Source organism: Elstera litoralis (assembly GCF_000963705.1).
GTDB classification, from domain to species: domain Bacteria; phylum Pseudomonadota; class Alphaproteobacteria; order Elsterales; family Elsteraceae; genus Elstera; species Elstera litoralis.
In genome coordinates this window covers 1-16,978 of record NZ_LAJY01000036.1, presented here as the reverse complement: position 1 = coordinate 16,978, position 16,978 = coordinate 1, and the positions used below count along the sequence as shown (strand labels likewise).

The 16,978-nt window shown below is 63.3% G+C and carries 17 protein-coding genes and 2 pseudogenes; 11 read left to right on the top strand and 8 right to left on the bottom strand.

Translation table 11 applies throughout. The features are described 5' to 3' along the window. Together VZ95_RS02305 and VZ95_RS02300 are read right to left on the bottom strand one after the other, a co-directional pair. Window positions 1-559, bottom strand: a 559-nt coding sequence (locus tag VZ95_RS02305) for a hypothetical protein (RefSeq protein ID WP_045774439.1), incomplete at its 3' end; no start/stop codon positions are given. Between the two features lie 45 nt (window positions 560-604). Continuing rightward, window positions 605-1,096: a hypothetical protein gene (locus VZ95_RS02300; protein ID WP_156994972.1), complete on the bottom strand. Its 492-nt coding sequence runs from the start codon at window positions 1,094-1,096 to the stop codon at window positions 605-607. A gap of 220 nt (window positions 1,097-1,316) precedes the next feature. On the opposite strand from VZ95_RS02300, the gene murJ reads away from it, so the two are divergent. After that, entirely contained in the window at window positions 1,317-2,594 is a 1,278-nt protein-coding gene (gene murJ, locus VZ95_RS02295) for a murein biosynthesis integral membrane protein MurJ (protein ID WP_084627530.1), read from the top strand. Between the two features lie 117 nt (window positions 2,595-2,711). Then, window positions 2,712-2,879 (top strand): hypothetical protein, encoded by a 168-nt coding sequence (locus VZ95_RS23755; protein ID WP_156994970.1) that lies wholly within the window; start codon window positions 2,712-2,714, stop codon window positions 2,877-2,879. Here the strand turns inward: VZ95_RS23755 and VZ95_RS02290 are convergent. Beyond that, the gene (locus VZ95_RS02290) at window positions 2,876-3,706 is read right to left on the bottom strand and encodes a helix-turn-helix domain-containing protein (RefSeq protein ID WP_232302442.1); all 831 of its coding nucleotides are present in this window, start codon (window positions 3,704-3,706) and stop codon (window positions 2,876-2,878) included. The genes VZ95_RS23755 and VZ95_RS02290 overlap by 4 nt on opposite strands. An 87-nt stretch (window positions 3,707-3,793) precedes the next feature. On the opposite strand from VZ95_RS02290, the gene VZ95_RS02285 reads away from it, so the two are divergent. The 4 genes from VZ95_RS02285 (at window position 3,794) to VZ95_RS02270 (ending at window position 6,942) form a co-directional block, all read left to right on the top strand. Continuing rightward, complete coding sequence (locus tag VZ95_RS02285) at window positions 3,794-4,201, top strand: hypothetical protein (protein ID WP_045774437.1); 408 nt, start codon at window positions 3,794-3,796, stop codon at window positions 4,199-4,201. Between the two features lie 15 nt (window positions 4,202-4,216). Further along, on the top strand, window positions 4,217-4,570 hold the full coding sequence (locus VZ95_RS02280; protein ID WP_045774436.1) for a DUF1330 domain-containing protein: 354 nt from the start codon (window positions 4,217-4,219) through the stop codon (window positions 4,568-4,570). An 8-nt stretch (window positions 4,571-4,578) separates the two neighbouring features. Further along, complete coding sequence (trpS, locus tag VZ95_RS02275) at window positions 4,579-5,586, top strand: tryptophan--tRNA ligase (protein WP_045774435.1); 1,008 nt, start codon at window positions 4,579-4,581, stop codon at window positions 5,584-5,586. 177 nt (window positions 5,587-5,763) lie between these two features. Beyond that, window positions 5,764-6,942, top strand: a complete 1,179-nt coding sequence (locus tag VZ95_RS02270; protein ID WP_045774434.1) for a BaiN/RdsA family NAD(P)/FAD-dependent oxidoreductase — start codon at window positions 5,764-5,766, stop codon at window positions 6,940-6,942. An 18-nt stretch (window positions 6,943-6,960) separates the two neighbouring features. On the opposite strand, the pseudogene VZ95_RS29085 reads toward VZ95_RS02270, so the two are convergent. Further along, window positions 6,961-7,263, bottom strand: a pseudogene (locus VZ95_RS29085) (helix-turn-helix transcriptional regulator); the annotation flags it as partial. A gap of 25 nt (window positions 7,264-7,288) precedes the next feature. Further along, window positions 7,289-7,696 carry a hypothetical protein gene (locus VZ95_RS21420; protein WP_052711414.1) on the bottom strand — a complete coding sequence of 136 codons (408 nt, stop codon included), beginning with the start codon at window positions 7,694-7,696 and terminating at the stop codon, window positions 7,289-7,291. Window positions 7,697-7,792: 96 nt separating this feature from the next. Between VZ95_RS21420 and VZ95_RS02260 the strand changes: the two genes are divergently transcribed. Beyond that, complete coding sequence (locus VZ95_RS02260; RefSeq protein ID WP_045774433.1) at window positions 7,793-8,755, top strand: threonine dehydratase; 963 nt, start codon at window positions 7,793-7,795, stop codon at window positions 8,753-8,755. On the opposite strand, the gene VZ95_RS02255 is transcribed toward VZ95_RS02260, so the two are convergent. From VZ95_RS02255 to VZ95_RS21415, 3 genes are all read right to left on the bottom strand, one after another. Continuing rightward, a complete protein-coding gene (locus tag VZ95_RS02255; protein ID WP_045774432.1) occupies window positions 8,752-9,246 on the bottom strand; it encodes a GNAT family N-acetyltransferase in 495 nt (164 codons plus the stop codon). The two genes, VZ95_RS02260 and VZ95_RS02255, sit on opposite strands and share 4 nt — an antisense overlap. Before the next feature lie 91 nt (window positions 9,247-9,337). Then, complete coding sequence (locus tag VZ95_RS02250; protein WP_198148038.1) at window positions 9,338-10,456, bottom strand: porin; 1,119 nt, start codon at window positions 10,454-10,456, stop codon at window positions 9,338-9,340. Window positions 10,457-10,717: 261 nt separating this feature from the next. Further along, window positions 10,718-11,953, bottom strand: coding sequence for a hypothetical protein (locus VZ95_RS21415; RefSeq protein ID WP_156994966.1), 1,236 nt, complete (start codon window positions 11,951-11,953; stop codon window positions 10,718-10,720). Window positions 11,954-12,249: 296 nt separating this feature from the next. Between VZ95_RS21415 and VZ95_RS02240 the strand changes: the two genes are divergently transcribed. The 4 genes and pseudogenes from VZ95_RS02240 (at window position 12,250) to leuS (ending at window position 16,820) form a co-directional block, all read left to right on the top strand. Beyond that, the gene (locus VZ95_RS02240; protein WP_045774430.1) at window positions 12,250-12,918 is read left to right on the top strand and encodes a YggS family pyridoxal phosphate-dependent enzyme; all 669 of its coding nucleotides are present in this window, start codon (window positions 12,250-12,252) and stop codon (window positions 12,916-12,918) included. A gap of 3 nt (window positions 12,919-12,921) precedes the next feature. Then, complete coding sequence (locus VZ95_RS21410) at window positions 12,922-13,542, top strand: winged helix-turn-helix domain-containing protein (RefSeq protein WP_052711412.1); 621 nt, start codon at window positions 12,922-12,924, stop codon at window positions 13,540-13,542. Window positions 13,543-13,683: 141 nt separating this feature from the next. After that, entirely contained in the window at window positions 13,684-14,211 is a 528-nt protein-coding gene (locus tag VZ95_RS02230) for a DUF3576 domain-containing protein (RefSeq protein ID WP_045774429.1), read from the top strand. A 19-nt stretch (window positions 14,212-14,230) separates the two neighbouring features. Further along, window positions 14,231-16,820: pseudogene (gene leuS, locus VZ95_RS02225) on the top strand (leucine--tRNA ligase). Window positions 16,821-16,978: the final 158 nt, after the last annotated feature.

The following is a 16,978-nucleotide window of genomic DNA, read 5'->3' as shown; positions in this document are numbered from 1 at the left end:
CAGTGAGTTTGGGGAAGCTCGCCAGATAGGCTTCCGCCGCTGGGCGGTCCTCAAACCGAATAATCCGGTGTTCGCCTTTCGGCGCGCTAGTTCTAAACAGAAAATCCCCGAGATAATTGATCTTTCCGGCCTCGACCTCGATGCGCGCAAAGGGCCGTTTGGTTTCTTTATCGACCGTCAGATAATTCGACGTTTGGCTGTTGCCGTGGGTGGAAAACTGCTTGAGCCCATAGGTTCCGGGTTCGACGACATGGGCATAATAGCCCATCTTTTTGTCCTTATTGGGGGCGCTCGGCAAACCCATCCCGGCGAAGCGCATCAGGTTTTCCGGCCGCGCCACCGCGTAAATCCGTTGGCTCTCGGTTTCGGAGAACGTCTCGCCGATCAAGCGCCCGAATTCGATGCTGCAATGGGTTTCCGAGAAGGTGCTGCACATAAATCCATGCACGACGATGGCCTTACCGGGCGGCAGGCTGGTTTCCGCCGTCACGGGCGGTTCGGGCGGGCGGACGCAGCTTGCAAGCAGCGCGAGAAGGAGAAGGCAAGCCCGTTTCATCATCGAAAATCACCGCGTGAAGGTCTGAAGGTCCCATTGGAGGCGGCATTATGGCCCAAAATCGATCACCCGTGTCACCCGTTCGGCGGGAAGATTGGGAAAATCCTTCAAAAATGCCGCCATCGCCGCTGGATTTTCGTCCCGTTCGACCGGGACTTCCTCCTTAAACGGCGTTGTGTAGAAGGTGAAATCGCCGAGATAATGAACCTTTCCCGCGTCCACCTGGAACGGCGCATAGGGCCGGTCGGTGTGCGCATCGGTGACGGTGAAGACGCTGAGAATATTATTCGCCACGGCAGTAAAGCGGCGTAGGGCATAAGTGCCGGGCGCGGCGCGGTGGGCGTAGTAGGCAAAATTGCGGCGGCTATCGGGGTTCTGGAAACTATAGATATTCTTCTCCCCGGTTACGCCCCGAACCCGGTCTTTCGGTTGAGTGGAAAACACCCCTTCCGTCAGCCGAGTGAACTCGATTGTGCAGCGGCTTTCTAGAAAGCTTCGGCAGGCAAACCCGTAGACAATCACCCCCTCCTCAGCCGACACAGGGGCCTCGGGCGATAAGGCGTCTGGCGGTCGGGTTGCGCAGGCGGACAAAATGGGAAGGATGAGCAATGCCAATAAAAATCGAAATATCGACATGAAACATCCCCTAAAAAATGTATCGAGTAGATAAATTATCGTAATACAACACGGGAATCATTCGATTTTAGCGAGGATTTCGATCCCCCTACCCAAGCCCTGAAAACTCCCTTAAAACTTCCCCATGCCTCCCAGTTTCGCCCGCGCCATCGCCACCGTTGGCGGCTTTACGATGCTCAGCCGCGTGCTGGGGTTTGTCCGTGATGTTGTGCAGGCGGCGGTCTTGGGGGCCGGGCCGGAATCGGATGCGTTTTTGGTGGCGTTCAAGCTGCCGAACTTCTTTCGGCGGCTGTTCGGCGAGGGCGCGTTCAATGCCGCCTTCGTTCCAGTCTTTGCCGGGCTGCTGGCGACCGAGGGGCACCGGCGCGCGGTGATGTTTGCCGAACAGGCGCTGGCCGTGCTGCTGGCGGCGCTGATTGTGTTTCTCGGAGTCGCGGAAGCGGGCATGCCGTATCTGACGATGGCAATGGCCCCCGGTTTCATTGATGATCCGGAACGATTCAACCTTACCGTCGATCTGGCGCGCATCACCTTCCCCTATCTATTGCTGGTCTCGCTGGCCTCGTTGCAAGCGGGGGTGTTGAACAGTCTCGACAAATATGCAGCGGCGGCGGCGACGCCGATTTTGCTGAACCTCTGCATGATCGCGGCGATGCTGGGGCTCGCGCCGATCTTGGGGCAACGCGGGCTTGACGGCGTGGCGGAAGCCCTCGCCTGGGGCGTCGTTGCGCCGGGGTCGCGCAGTTCCTCTGGCTGGCCGCCGCCTGCCATCGCGCGAAGGCCCCCTGCGGCTGCCGCGCCCGCGCCTGCGCCCGAGGTGAAAAAGCTCCTCAAGCTGCTGCTGCCCGGCGTGCTGGGGGCGGGGATCATGCACGTTAATGTGATGATCGACATGATGATCGCCTCCCTGCTGCCCACGGGCGCGGTAACGCATCTCTATTACGCCGACCGCATCGCGCAACTGCCGCTCGGCGTCGTCGGCGCGGCGATTGCGACCGCGCTGCTGCCCTTGCTCACCCGCCAGATTCGCCAGGGCGAGGCGGCGGCGGCGCAGGCCAGCCAGAATCGCGCGCTCGAATATGGCCTGATGCTGACCCTGCCCGCGACCGCCGCGCTGATCGCGCTCGCCGAGCCGATCATGATCGTGCTGTTCGCGCGCGGGGCGTTTAGTCTCGAAGACGCCGAAGGCACTGCCCTGGTGCTGCAAGCTTTCGCGGTCGGTCTGCCCGCTTTCGTGCTGGTGAAGGCGCTGACGCCCGGCTTTTTTGCGCGGGAAGACACGCGGACGCCGGTGCGCTTCGCCATCGTCTGCCTGATTGCGAATTTGCTGTTCAATTTGGCGCTGATGCCTGGCTGGGCGCGGCGGGGGTGGCGCTGGCGACCAGCCTATCGTCGTGGCTGAATGTGGCGATGCTCGGCGTCACCCTGCACCGGCGCGGGCTGCTAACGATTGACGCCCGCCTGCGCCGCCGGACGCCCCGGCTGTTGCTGGCGGCGCTGCTGATGGCGGGCGCGATTTTTGCGGCACTGCCCTGGCTGGCTGCCGATGCTGCAACCGGGGCAAAGCCTGCGCTATCCGATTTTCGCGGGTCTCTGCACCGCAGGCGCGCTGCTGTTTTTCGCCGTGGGCCATGCGCTCGGCGGGGTCAATCTGCGCGATTTGAAAGCGCTGCGCCGGAAGGGCTAGCCGACCCACTGCCGCAGCCGCGCGTCCGTTTCAGCGTCGGCGGGGTAGAAAGCCTCCAGCATCAGTTCCGACAGGGTAATATCTGTCGGGGTGCCGAACACGGTGGTGGTGGAGAAGAGCGCGAGCGGCCCCACGGGCGTTTGCAGGCGCAGGGGCACGAGCACGCCGCCGTAATCCGGTCCGCGCGGGCTCGCGTCCAAGGGGCACAGCCCCGTCAACTCGCTCAAGAGTGTTTTCAGGTCGGCGTCGGCGCGGGTGGCGATCTGGCGGCGCAACCGATCGAGCAAATGTGCGGCCCATTCCCCCAGATTCAGAATATGCGGCGCAAGCCCTTGCGGATGCAGGCTGAGGCGCAGCACATTGATGGGCGGCGCCAACAGGCTTTTATCGGCGACGAGCGCCAAAAACGGCGCGAGCGCGCGATTGGCGGAAATAAGCGTCCAGCGCTGATCGACCGCGAGCGCAGGAAAGGGTGCATGCCCCGTCAGAATAAGCTCAATCGCCGCCCGTGCCGAGGCTAACGCCGGATCGTCCAGCGCGCGCTCGCCATAAACGGGGGCATAGCCTGCCGCCAGCAGCATTTGATTGCGGTCGCGCAACGGTACGTCCAACCCTTCTGCCAGCCTTATCACCAGCGCGCGGCTGGGGCGCGTGCGACCGCTTTCGATGAAACTCAGGTGCCGCTGCGACATTTCGATCTCCAGGGCAAGATCGAGTTGGCTGACGCGCCGCTGCCGTCGCCAAGTGCGAAGTTGATCGCCGAACGGCGGCGGCACAGTGGGGCGGGAAAGCTGCGTCATCCCGGCAGAATAGCGCCCTTTGGCCATAAACCAATTACCTTCCACGTAATCGACGGGGGGCTGTTCGGGGGGCAAGACTGCGGGCCGTTAGACCATCCCTTTCGGAGATTGACCATGATCCCTCACCCTTTTTTACGCTGCGCCCTTCTGCTCGATGCGCTCGCCAGCGGCGCAATGGGCCTGCTGCTTCTTCTCGCCGGGCGCTGGCTTCACCCCTGGCTTGGCCTGCCCGAACCCTTGATGGTCTGGGGCGGGCTTGCACTGCTGCCCTATGCGTTGCTGCTGATCTTTCTTGCGCGCCGCCCGGCTGTGAGGCGCGCGGCAATCCATGCGGTGATCGGTGCGAACCTCGTGTGGGTGGGCGATAGTGTTGTGCTTCTGCTGAGCGGTTGGGTTACGCCAACGCTGCTCGGGGAGGGGTTCGTGCTGGCCCAGGCGGCGGCGGTGGCTGTCTTCGCCGGGTTGCAAACCGTTGGGCTGCGGCGCAGCCTGGCCGCGCGTCGCGCTTTGGTTTCCGCGTGAAAGAGGAGATACCGAATGCCAACCTACGCGCTCGCTCGGTTGATCGTGACCCGCCCTGGGCCGGAGCTTTTCGACTATCTCCGGCAGATCGACGCGACCCTTGCACCGTTCGGCGGGCGCTATCTGGTGCATGGCGTGCCGGTCGAGCGGCTGGAAGGGGATTGGCCCCCGGGCGATCTGATTCTCCTGGCGTTTCCCAACCGCGCCGCCGCGCACGGCTGGTACGCCTCCCCCGCCTATCAGGCGATCAAACCTTTGCGGACGGCCAGCGCCGAGGGCGATGTGATTTTCGTCGAGGGGGTTGCGGCGGGCCATCGTGGCGCGGACCTGCTGGCATATCTTGACCCGCCCCCCTCGGTTCCGCGATAAGCAGGAGCATGAGCAAGCGCATTTTCTCCGGCATTCAGCCGACCCATCACCTGCATCTCGGCAACTACCTGGGCGCGGTCCGCAACTGGGTGAAGCTGCAAGCGGATTTCGAGTGCATTTTCTGCGTCGTCGATCTGCACGCCCTCACCGTGCCGCAAGAGCCGGCGGCGCTGTTGAAGGCGACGCGCGAAGTGGCGGCGACCTATATCGCTGCCGGGATCGACCCCGAGAAAAACATTCTGTTCAACCAATCGGCGGTGCCGACCCACGCGACGTTGGGCTGGTTGCTCGGCTGCATCACGCCGCTCGGCTGGCTGAACCGCATGACCCAGTTTAAGGAAAAAGCCGGTAAGCAAAAGGATATGGCGGGCCTCGGGCTCTATTCCTATCCGGTGCTGATGGCTGCCGATATTCTGCTCTATCACGCCACTCATGTGCCGGTGGGCGAGGACCAAAAGCAGCATTTGGAGCTAGCGCGCGATATCGCTGGGGCCTTCAACCGCCAGTTCGGCACGGAATTCTTCCCGCTACCCGAACCGCAAATCTTCGGCGCGGCCACCCGCGTGATGTCGTTGCGCGACGGCACCAAGAAAATGTCGAAATCGGATGAATCCGATTACTCGCGCCTCAATGTCACCGACGATGCCGATACCATCGCCCTCAAGGTGAAAAAGGCCAAAACCGACCTGTTCCCGCTGCCCGACAGCGTCGAAGGGCTGGAAGGCCGCCCGGAAGCCGCCAATCTGCTCAACATCTTCGCGGCCCTCAGCGATAAGCCGCTGGCCGAGGTTGTCGCCGACTACGCGGGCAAGGATTTCTCCAGCTTCAAACGCGACCTCTCCGACCTTACCGTCTCCGTGATGGGGCCGATGTCCGTGCGGCTCAATCAATTGATGGCCGACCCCGCCGAACTCGACCGTATCCTCGCGCGCGGGGCCGACCGGGCGCAGGCGATTGCAACGCCGGTTCTGGATAAGACCTACGATCTGATGGGGCTGTTGCGGCCTAAAGCGTAGGGAAAAGGTCAGGGCTTCGCCCCGAACCCCAGCCAAGGGGCTTGCCCCTTGGCAATCCCAATTATTTTAATGATGCGCTCAAGTCTCTCTGCCCGCGCTAAAGGAAATCGCGTTCCCCAAGGGCGCGGCCCTTGGGCGGGGGTTCGGGGGCAGCGCCCCTGATCCACGGGACCGACCATGACGACCTATGACGTTATCATTCTCGGCGCCGGGGCTGCGGGGCTCATGGCGGCGCTGACGGCGGGGCAGCGCGGGCGGCGGGTGCTGGTGCTCGATCATGCCGAAGTGCCGGGGAAGAAGATTCTTATTTCCGGCGGCGGGCGCTGCAATTTTACGAATTTGGAGTGCGCACCGGATAAGTTTTTATCGAACAACCGGCATTTCGCCAAATCGGCGCTGGCGCGCTACACGCAGTTCGATTTTATCGACATGGTGGCGCGGCATGGCATCGCCTATCACGAGAAAACCCTGGGGCAATTGTTTTGCGACGGCTCGGCGCGGGCGATTGTGACGATGCTGCTGGACGAGGCGGCGCGGGGCGATGTGACGCTGAAGCTCAACCACGCGATTACCGATGTGCGCCGCGCCGATCATTTCGTCATCGAAACCGATAAGGGTAGTTTTAGCGCTCCGGCGCTGATTCTGGCGACCGGCGGCCCGTCGATCCCGAAGATGGGGGCGACCGGCTTTGCCTATGAAGTGGCGAAACGCTTCGGTCTTCCGATCATCCCGCCGCGCCCGGCCCTGGTGCCCTTCACGGCGGGCGGCGCGGAGTTGGACCTGATGACCGGGCTCGCCGGGGTGGCGGTGCCCGATGCGCGCGTCAGCATCGGCAAGCGCGCGTTTCGGGAAGCGCTGCTCTTCACCCATCGCGGCCTCTCTGGCCCCGCGATCTTGCAGATTTCGAGCTATTGGCAGCCCGGCGAAACCGTACGGCTCGATTTGCTGCCGGAGGGCGACGCGGCGGAAGCTTTGCTCGCGGCCAAACGCAGCCGGGCGAAGTCGGAGCTAAAAACGATTCTGGCGCAGCTTGTCCCGAGCCGATTGGCAGCCGCCCTGACGCCGGAGGCCGCAGCGGCCCGCGCGCTGGCCGATCTGCCGGATAAGCTGCTGCTGGCGGTGGCAGAGAAGGTCCAGCGCTGGCCGTTCATCCCCGTAGGCACCGAAGGCTACGCCAAGGCCGAAGTCACGGCGGGTGGGATCGATACCAAGGCGCTGTCGTCGCAAACGATGGAAGCCGCCGATGTTCCCGGCCTCTATGCCATCGGCGAGGCGGTGGATGTGACCGGCTGGCTCGGCGGTTATAATTTTCAATGGGCCTGGTCGAGCGGTTGGGCGGCGGGGATGGCGGTTTAGCGCCGGTCGCGCAAAAACGCTTGGTGCCACGCCCAAATAGCGCTGACAGGCAGCGCTTAGATGCGCGTGGGAGGAAAAGCCAGCCGCAAGGGCGATTTGGGTTAAACCCTCCGAACTGGTCCGCAGTAAGGCGCGGGCGCGGCTCAGTTTGCGATCCAGCAGATAGGCTTGCGGCGAAACCCCGAAGCTGGCTTTCACCGCGCGGCTGAAAAACCCCTCCGATAGCCCAAGCGCGGTTGCCAGGGCGGCAACGCTGATACCCTCGGCAAGCTGCGCCTCGATGAGAGCGTCGAGCCGGGCTAAGCGTTGCGGCGTCAGCATCCGGCGGCGCGCGGTTTGGGGAGGGCTAGCGCCTCCCGTGCGCCCGCGACGAATTGGGCGGCCAGCGCCTCCAGTTCCAGCGGATCAATGCGGCCCGGCGCGAGCAGTTCTTGCCGAAGCCGCAGGGCCAAGGGCGCAGGGCGGGGGCGCTAAGGTCGGTCGTTTGCGGCGCGGGTAAGGCGTCCGCCAAGGTGATCGTTAGATACTCGCCCCCGGTAGGCGAGCGCGATTGCACGGCGCACCCCGGCGGCACATAGGCGAAACTATTCGGGCGGGTGCGGAACGGGCGCAGCCGGTCGCTATCGAAGGCGTGCCGCCCCGTCTGCCCGTCGAAAGCAAAACCGAGCGCCGGTGCAGCCGCGCTATAGCGCACTGCATAGGGCTGATGCGGCAGCAGCGTGAGCCGGTAGGGGCCAGCGGGATAAGAGGTCATCGGAAACGGGCCGATTGGGTCAGATGGGTGAAAGCCTAATGGGGGCGAGGGCGCTAGAGAAACCCCGTTGTTGCAAACCTGCCTCGGAGCCATGCCATGCCCTTCACCCGCGCCGCGCTTGCCGATGCCGCAGCCCTTATCTACCGCCAAATGCCGCCAACGCCGCAGTTCGCCTGGCCGCTGCTCGGGCAAAGGTTGGGGGCGGAGGTTTGGGTGAAGCATGAGAATCACACGCCTACGGGGGCCTTCAAGATTCGCGGCGGCATTGCCTTTATCGATTGGCTGCGGCGGACCCACCCGGAGGTACGCGGGATTGTAACGGCGACGCGCGGCAATCACGGTCAAGCCCAAGCGCGCGCGGCGGTGGCGGCGGGCCTGACGGTGAAAATCTATGTGCCGCAGGGTAATGCACTGGAGAAAAATGCCGCCATGCGCGGTTTCGGCGCCGAGGTTGTGGAATTCGGCGCGGATTTCGATAGTGCGAAGGCCGAAGCCATGCGCGTGGCGGCGGCGGAGGGGCTGTTTCCGGTGCCGCCGTTTCATCCTGAACTGCTGCGCGGGGTTGCCACCTATGGGCTCGAACTTCTGACAGCGGTGCCCGATCTTGCAACGATTTACGTGCCGATCGGTTGCGGATCGGGCATTTGCGGCACGATTGCCGCCCGCGATGCTTTGGGGCTGACGACTGAGGTGGTCGGCGTGGTGTCGACCGAAGCGGCGGCGGCGAAACTCTCCTTTGAGGCGGGCCGGATCGTTGAAACTGCCAGCGCGAACACCTTCGCCGATGGCGTTGCCGTGCGCGCCCCGGTGCCGGAGGCGTTTGCGATCTATGCTAAGGGCGCGGCCCGGATCCTCGCGGTGAGCGAAACCGAAATTGCCGAAGCCGTGCGGATTTTCTTTCACGACACGCATAATCTTGCCGAAGGGGCGGGCGCGGTTGGTTTGGCTGGGTTGATTCAGGAGCGGGATCGGCAGCAGGGCAAGCGCGTCGCGGTTATCCTATCGGGGGCGAATATGGATACGGACATGACGGCGCGGGTGCTGGCGGGAGCGCTCTAGCTCAGCTTCCGCTGCATCCACACTAAGTCCAGCCAGCGGCCAAATTTAAAGCCAACCTCTTTCATATGACCGCTTATTTCGAAACCGAAACGTTCGTGAAAGCGGATCGAGCCCGCATTATCGGCGTCGATGGCCCCGATCATGATGTGTTTGCCCATCGCCTCGGCGCGCGCGATCAGGGGTTCCATCAGCCGGCCGCCAAGCCCGTTGCCGCGCTGATCGTTTCGAATATGCACTGAATGTTCGACCGAATAGCGAAACCCCGGCCACGGGCCGCGAAAGGTGCCGAAGGAGGCATAGCCCAGAACGTTATCGCCCTCGCTCGCCACGAGAACGGGATAGGCCTCGGCCTGGCGGGCGGCGAACCAGGCTTGCCGGTCGGCCAAGCTCACGGGATCGTCGATATAGACGGCGGTGGAGGTGGCGATCACCTCGTTATAAATCGCCAGAATGCCGGGAACATCATCGGCAACCGCATCGCGGAGTATCATGGGAGCCTCGCTGAACTATCGGCTCCCAGCATTATCGGGGCGGGACAGAAGGTCAATCCTCCTGCCCCTCCGATTCTTGCGGTCTAAAGGCTTAGAAATCCACGCGCGTGCGCAGGGTAAACTGCGTGCCTTCGTTGCTGGTCTTGCCCGCCTTCAGGCCGGTTGCCGTTTCGATGTCGAAGAAGGCGGCATCGGCTTGCAGCGACAGGCCGGGGGCGAGTTGATAGGCCCCGCCGACGCCGAACACCTTATCGGTCTGGTCGCGCGCGCCCGGCGTTTCGGTGAGGTTTTCGGTATAGTTTGCGGCCACGGCCCAGGCGCTTGCAACCGTGTAGGAGACGCCGACGTTCCAGCCGGTCGTTTCCGCCGTGCCGCGCGCGGTTTTCACCTTATTGGTTTCGCCATTGTCGAAGTAATTACCGCCGACGGCAATCGTTTGGCCGGTGGCAACATCATAGCTCACCACGCCGCCGAGCGAGAGCACCGCGAAATCGCCGCGCGTCGGAACCTTTTCTTTCCCGGTCAGATAGGCGGCGGAAGCCTGCACGCCAAACGCGCCGAACTTCTGCTGGGTGGTCAGGGCGAATTCGAGTTCGTCCTTATAGTTGCCGCCGGTTACATCGCTATCGCCGCGCCGATTGCCCCGGCCCGTGTCGCGATATTCCGGCGTATAGGTGGCGCCCGCCTGGAACCCGGCAAAGCGCGGGGTCACGTAAGTGATGCGCGTCGCAAAAGTATCGCGGTCGAAGTAGAAGAAGCTGTAGTTACCGAAATTGGCAAAGCCGACAACGTCGCCCTGACCGATGCCGACATTCGGCGTTGCGGTTTCGAGCTGGGTTGCGACGCCGATATTATCGCCGAGTTGGACTTGACCCCAGCTATCGCCGCGCAGGTAGACGAACTTGCGGTCAGCCCCGACCACATCCTGATTGGTCTGGCCGGCGCTGTTCTGATTGTTGCGCAGGCGCGCATCGAACCCATAGACCAGCCCGTTTTCGGCCTTGGCTTCCGCCTTCAGGTGCAGGCGATAGTCCAGGCGGGCTTCGCGATCCTGCACATTGGCGGTGTCATCCTGCATGAACCCGAAATCGGAGCGGACCGAGCCGCCGATCGTCACCGTGAAGGGGGCCTTGGTGGTGACTTGCTGCGCAAAAGCGCTGCTGCTGGCGAGAAGCACGCCGGTAAGCGTGCCGAGCAGTTTGAATCGCATGAACATATTCCTCTTGACCGAGCGGCGCATGGCAGCACCGTTCAGACGGGTTAACGCTGTTCAGGCAACATAATAACGCCGTTCACTTAATTCAAGGGGGTTCGATGAGGTTTTGTAACCGAAATTACAGTTTTTGACAAGGCGGGCGCGACCAAGCGCCGCGCACTAGGGCGCGGGTGGGGTGACAGCGGATATCGGAAGGGGCGCGTCTAGGCGCTTTTGAAGGCTTCGCTCAGCCGAAAGGCGAAAAACCCAGGCCGATTAATAGGCTTCGTCAACCGCGCCAGCGGGTTTGGTGCGGGTTTTGACCAGCGCGTCGTATTTCGACAGGGCACGGGCCATCGCATCGGAAATGGAGGGTGCGCCGGAGGAGAGGATTTGCGCATCGCCCCCCGTCGGCGGGACGCGTGCGGCGGTCTCGGCAGCCTGCACGGCGGCGGGATTAGGTACGCTCGGCTTATTGGCGAGAGTGTTATTGACCTCGCGGCGCTCCAACACTGGCGGCGTGCGCGTGGCACTGCGGGCGGTGCGTTCCGGCACTTTGAACCAACCGGCTTCCTGCGGCGCATCGGCAACGGTAGTCGCGGCGGCGGCTTCGAGCGTCGACGGGGCCACGGGCACCGCTTGCGGGGCGGAGCGTTGCGCTTGCAGCGCCGCCACACCGGCAAAGCCGGTCATCGATTGCGTCGGATCGGCGGCGGTTTGGCCCGGAACGCCCTGACCCGGCTGAAGCTGCGCGGGGGCGACCGCGCCCTGACCTTGGACATTCATCATCGCGGCGGCGGGCGTAATCATGCCGCCGGAAGGAATATTCGATTTGCCGATGAAGCCGGTCGAGCCTGCGGGCATGGCTGCCGTCGGGCCGCCAACGCCGCCCATCGGGCCTTTGCTGGTCAGCGCAATGCGACCGTTTTCATTGGGAAGCGTCGCGGCCTGGGCGGCAATCGTCGGCGTTGCGGCAGGCGCGAGCGCCGCCGGAGCGGGGGTTTCGGCGGCCAATTGCGCGGTAACGATGGGAGCGGGCGCGGCGACGGCGGCTTTGGCCTCGGCCAATTGCGGGCGCTTGGCGTCGAGGTCTTTCGCTTTGGCGATATTTTCAACCGCCTCTTTGCCCAGCGGGTCGCCCTTGACCATCGCCAGAACATTGCTGCCGATGTCGCGTCCGGTGCCTTCCTGAATGGTCGCATCGACCATGCTCAGCACGACGCCAATCGGGCCGCCATAGAGGCCGCCGCCGATGATGCGTGCGGCGGGCGAGAGGGTCGAGCCGGTCAGTTCGCGGTAAATTGTGCCGATGATCGGCAAATGTTGCAGTGGGTTGATTGTATCCAGCACGTCGGCGAAGGTGAGGCCATCGTCGGTGGTTTTACCATCGGCTTTGGCCTCGGCCTGAACCTCGGCGGCGCTCGCAACGGTATCGGGCTCATCGACCTTAACCCAGCGCGCGTCGGAAAACGGCCGATCGGAGGAGGGATCGATTACCAGTTTCATTGTCATTGAACCGCTCCCTCAAACCGCTAAGCTCTGATCGTGCTCATCAGGATTCCGAACCCGCGCTCTCAAAGCAAGCAAAATTCGGGCCGCTGACCGTGCCGGGAGCCTTCGAGCGAAAAATCCCTGCCTTACAGACTTGTAACTTGAGTTGGATCATAACCTTGTTCGGATTTCTTAGGAAGAAGCGTAAGACGCGCGACGCGCCGGGCGGCGTGTGACAAGCTCGGCGAAATTTGCCGAGGGCAGGGCCCAAGTGGTGATTTCTGCCGGGGCGCGGGCTTGACGAAGGAGAGAGAAAGATGACGGGCGCAATTGCCGAGGCGCTGGCCGAGGTTCGGCAGACGATTGCCGCCGCCGCTATCGCCGCCGGGCGGGCGGCGGAGACTGTGACCCTCGTGGCGGTCTCGAAAACCCACGGGGCGGAAGCAGTTCGCGCGGCGCTGGCCGCCGGGCAGCGGGTATTCGGCGAAAACCGCGTGCAGGAGGCGCAGGAGAAGTTTCCGGCCCTGAGAGAGGCGCATCCCAATCTGGAACTGCACCTCATCGGCCCGCTGCAAACCAATAAGGTGAAGCAGGCGGTTGCGCTGTTCGATGTCATCCAGACCGTTGACCGCGAGTCGCTGGCCGAGGCGTTGGCGAAGGAGATGGCGAAATCTGAACGTCGCCCCGCCTGCCTCATTCAAGTGAATACCGGCGAAGAGCCGCAGAAGGCGGGCATTCCGCCGCGCGAGGCGCTGGCCTTCATCGAGCGGGCACGGGATGTTCATAATTTGCCGATCACGGGGCTGATGTGCATTCCGCCGGTTGACGAGGAGCCGGCGTTGCATTTCGCTCTGCTGCGCAAATTGGCGCTGAAGGCCGGGCTGCCAATCCTCTCGATGGGCATGAGCGGCGATTACGCGGCGGCGGTGCGCTTCGGCGCGACTCATGTGCGCGTCGGCACCGCCATCTTCGGGCGGCGCGCCTAGGCGATGCTCGCCCCGCTCTGGATCATTGAGCCCGATGCGGATTTACGCCCGATTCTCGCAGCGGCGGTCGAAGGGGTCTTGCCGGAAGCCTGCTTAGCCGAAACGCTGCCGGAGTCCCCGTTCCCCCTCGGCGCGCTGGTGCTCTCGTTGCGGTCGGGCGAGGTTTGGCCATCGTGGCTGGCGGCGCAGCGGGTGCCGGTGGTGGCTTTAGTTGCGAAAGGCGAAAACCGAGTTTGGCCGAGCGATTGGGCGATTCTGGAAAAGCCCCTGCATCCCGCCAGCCTGCGCGGGGCGCTACGCCGAGTGCTCGATGCGCAAGCGGGCGTGCCGGACGCACTGCCGCTTCCCGGCGGCAGCTTGCACCTCACGCAACGCCTGCTCTGCGGCCCTACGGGGGAGGTGCGCCTGACGGAGAAGGAAGCGGCGCTGCTGCGCTATCTTCTCGCGGCGGCGGCCCCCGTTGCCCGCCCGCAGTTGCTGGCGGAAATTTGGGGCTATCAGGCCGATACGCCGACCCGCACGGTGGAAACCCACCTCTACCGCCTGCGCCGCAAAATCGACGGTTTAGGCTTGCCGCTGGCCCTAGTGGCGACGGCGGACGGAATTGAAGCGCGCCTTGGATAGAATTTCCGTCTTTGCGCGCTTGCAACGGCGCGGCGCATGCCCTAGCGTCCCGCAAACTGCCGGGCATTGAAGGCCGGGCGGCCCCGTCTTGCGTCGCGGATTGGGTCAATTGGGTTAGTTCGAAAAAGGATTGGATCGGTCATGCGTGCCGTTTCCCTGTTGAGTGTGCTGCTGATCGGCACGGTTCTAACGGCTTGCAGCAGCATTCTGCCGCAAGGCGAGGCGAGTTACCCCAAGACCGAAGACGAGCGCGAAGCCGAACGCTTCGGCAAGATCACCGGCGAAGACGGCATTGTGCTGTTCGGCGGGCGCAATTTGCCGCGCGGCGGCGAAGGCGCGGGCGGCATCGGGGTGAATACCTACCTGTGGCGCGCCTCGCTCGATGCGCTGTCGTTCATGCCGCTCTCCTCCGCCGATCCGTTCGGCGGCGTCATCATCACCGACTGGTACAGCCCGCCGCAAAACCCGAACGAGCGCGTGAAGGTTACGCTCTATGTGCTCGACCGCGATCTGCGCGCCGATGGCGTGCGCGCCGCCGTGTTCCGGCAGGTGCTGGGCGGGGCGGGTTGGCAGGATGCGGCGGTCGATCCGCGCACTGGCACCGATCTGGAAGACGCGGTGCTAACGCGCGCGCGCCAACTGCGCATCACCAATCTGAACCGTAAATAACTTCGACCGAATCGAGCAGATGGCCCGCTACGCAACCAAAGAAACCGAAGCCAAATGGCAAGCTGCCTGGGCCGATCAAAGGGTTTTCACCGCCAAGATCGATCCGAGTAAGCCGAAATATTATGTGTTGGAGATGTTCCCCTATCCCTCGGGGCGTCTGCACATGGGGCATGTGCGCAATTACGCGATGGGCGATCTGACGGCGCGCTACAAGCGCGCGCGCGGCTTCAACGTGCTGCACCCGATGGGCTGGGACGCCTTTGGCCTGCCGGCAGAAAACGCCGCGATGCAGAACAAGCGCCACCCGGCGGAATGGACCTACGCGAACATCGATTCGATGCGCGCGCAGTTCGGGCAGTTGGGCGTATCCTTCGATTGGGAGCGCGAGCTTGCCACCTGCCACCCGCAGTATTTCCGCCATGAACAGAAAATGTTCCTGGATTTCTGGAAAAACGGCCTCGCCTACCGCAAAAAAAGCTATGTGAACTGGGACCCGGTCGAAAACACCGTGCTCGCCAACGAACAGGTGGTGGACGGCAAAGGCTGGCGCTCCGGCGCGCCGGTGGAGCGGCGGGAACTCAATCAATGGTTCCTCAAGATCACCGAATATGCCGATGACCTCCTGAGCGCGATCACGACGCTGGACCGCTGGCCGGACCGCGTGCGCGTGATGCAGGAAAATTGGATCGGCAAAAGCCAGGGCGCGCAGCTTCAGTTCGCGCTGACCGAGGCGAGCCGCAAACCCGGTTTCGAGGCGGTGGAAGTTTATACGACCCGCCCGGATACTTTGTTCGGCGCGTCCTTCCTCGCCATTGCCGCCAATCATCCGCTGGCGCTGGAGTTGGCGAAGAGTGATGCGGATGCGGCCGAGTTCATCGCCGAGTGCAATCGCCTCGGTACCTCCGAAGCCGTGATCGAGCAGGCCGAAAAGCTGGGGTATCGCACCGGGCTTTTCGTGGCGAATCCCTTCGTGCCGGGCCAGGAACTGCCCGTCTATCTCGCGAACTTCGTGCTGATGGAGTATGGCACCGGCGCTTTGTTCGGGTGCCCGGCGCACGATCAACGCGATTTCGATTTCGCGACCAAATACGATCTGCCCATCGTGACCGTGGTGCGCCCGCGCGATGCCGACGCCAGTTATACGGTCGGCAAAGGCCCCTTCACCGACGACGGCATTCTCATTAACTCCGGCTTCCTTGATGGGCTAACCGTCGCCGACGCCAAGAAAGCCGCCTGCGACCATATCGAAAAACTCGGTATCGGCACGGTGAAGACGCAGTATCGGTTGCGCGATTGGGGCGTCAGCCGTCAGCGCTACTGGGGTTGCCCGATTCCGGTGATCCATTGCCCGAGCTGCGGCCCGGTCGCGGTGCCCGACACTCAGCTTCCCGTGACGCTACCGGAGGATGTGACCTTCGACGCGCCCGGCAATCCGCTGGATCGGCACCCGACGTGGAAGCATGTGACCTGCCCGACCTGCGGCGGGGCCGCGACGCGCGAAACCGACACACTGGATACGTTCTTCGAAAGCTCCTGGTACTTTCTGCGCTTCGCCTCGCCGCGTTCGGAGGAAGCGTTCGATAAAGAAGCGGTCGATTACTGGCTGCCGGTCGATCAGTACATCGGCGGCGTCGAGCATGCCGTTCTGCATCTGCTCTACTCGCGCTTCTTTACCCGTGCCCTCAAGCAGTGCGGCTATGTGGATATGAAGGAGCCCTTCGCCGGGCTCTTCACGCAGGGCATGGTCTGCCACCAGACCTATAAATCGGCGGACGGCCAATGGCTGTTCCCGACCGACGTGCGCCAGGACGAGGCCGGGGCCTTCATCGAAATCGCAACCGGGCAGGCCTCCACGCCGGGCCGGGTGGAGAAAATGTCGAAGTCGAAGAAAAAACGTCATCGACCCCGACGAGATTATCGATGCCTATGGGGCCGATGCTGCGCGGCTGTTCGTGCTGTCGGACTCGCCCCCGGAGCGCGATTTCGAGTGGACCACGGCGGGCATCGATGGTGCGTGGCGCTACGTGAACCGCCTGTGGCGCTTGGCGACCGAACCCGCCACCGATAAGCCGCTCGCCGCTTACGGTGCAGCGCAGCCGAATAAGATCGAGGGGGCGGCGGACAAGCTGTTGCGCCTGACCCATAAGACGATCCGCGATGTCACGGATGGGCTGGAGCAGTTCCACTTCAATAAGTCGGTCGCCCTCATCCGCGAACTCACCAACGCCACCGAAGATCTGACGGGTGCGGACGCCGGGAGCGCCTGGGTGCGCCGCTTCGCCCTCGTCACGGTGATCCGCCTGATCGCGCCGATGATGCCCCATGTTACCGAAGAAATTTGGGCGCAGTTGGGCCATTCGGGCGAAGGCATGCTGGTGAACCAGCCGTGGCCGAGCTTCTATCCGGCGCTCACGGTGGATACCAGCGTCACCATCGCGCTTCAGGTGAACGGCAAAATGCGCGGAACGCTCGAATTGCCCCGCGACATCACCCAGGCCGACGCGGAAGCCGCCGCCCTGGCCGATGCTTCGGTGCAACGCGCGCTCGACGGACGCGCGCCGAAGAAAATCATCCTCGTGCCGAACCGTCTTATCAATGTCGTTGGGTAAGAGCATGGAACCGTCAGGGGCGTTGCCCCCGACACCCCCAGCCAAGGGGCTTGCCCCTTGGCGATCCCAATTCTTTTTAAAGATGGTTTCTCAATTGATTGAGGGCCTGTCTTCTTTAGGGAAAAGGATTCTCAAGGGGCAAAGCCCCTTGAGCGGGG

Excerpts from the sequence above, each read along its gene's own strand:
- VZ95_RS21420 (WP_052711414.1), bottom strand. The coding sequence starts at position 7,696 with ATGACCTCTTATCCCGCTGGCCCCTACCGGCTCACGCTGCTGCCGCAT.
- VZ95_RS02255 (WP_045774432.1), bottom strand. The coding sequence starts at position 9,246 with ATGATACTCCGCGATGCGGTTGCCGATGATGTTCCCGGCATTCTGGCG.
- trpS (WP_045774435.1), top strand. The coding sequence starts at position 4,579 with ATGAGCAAGCGCATTTTCTCCGGCATTCAGCCGACCCATCACCTGCAT.
- VZ95_RS02285 (WP_045774437.1), top strand. The coding sequence starts at position 3,794 with ATGATCCCTCACCCTTTTTTACGCTGCGCCCTTCTGCTCGATGCGCTC.
- VZ95_RS02280 (WP_045774436.1), top strand. The coding sequence starts at position 4,217 with ATGCCAACCTACGCGCTCGCTCGGTTGATCGTGACCCGCCCTGGGCCG.
- VZ95_RS02260 (WP_045774433.1), top strand. The coding sequence starts at position 7,793 with ATGCCCTTCACCCGCGCCGCGCTTGCCGATGCCGCAGCCCTTATCTAC.
- VZ95_RS02270 (WP_045774434.1), top strand. The coding sequence starts at position 5,764 with ATGACGACCTATGACGTTATCATTCTCGGCGCCGGGGCTGCGGGGCTC.
- VZ95_RS02240 (WP_045774430.1), top strand. The coding sequence starts at position 12,250 with ATGACGGGCGCAATTGCCGAGGCGCTGGCCGAGGTTCGGCAGACGATT.
- VZ95_RS02250 (WP_198148038.1), bottom strand. The coding sequence starts at position 10,456 with ATGCGATTCAAACTGCTCGGCACGCTTACCGGCGTGCTTCTCGCCAGC.
- VZ95_RS21410 (WP_052711412.1), top strand. The coding sequence starts at position 12,922 with ATGCTCGCCCCGCTCTGGATCATTGAGCCCGATGCGGATTTACGCCCG.
- murJ (WP_084627530.1), top strand. The coding sequence starts at position 1,317 with ATGCCTCCCAGTTTCGCCCGCGCCATCGCCACCGTTGGCGGCTTTACG.
- VZ95_RS21415 (WP_156994966.1), bottom strand. The coding sequence starts at position 11,953 with ATGACAATGAAACTGGTAATCGATCCCTCCTCCGATCGGCCGTTTTCC.
- VZ95_RS02290 (WP_232302442.1), bottom strand. The coding sequence starts at position 3,706 with ATGGCCAAAGGGCGCTATTCTGCCGGGATGACGCAGCTTTCCCGCCCC.
- VZ95_RS02230 (WP_045774429.1), top strand. The coding sequence starts at position 13,684 with ATGCGTGCCGTTTCCCTGTTGAGTGTGCTGCTGATCGGCACGGTTCTA.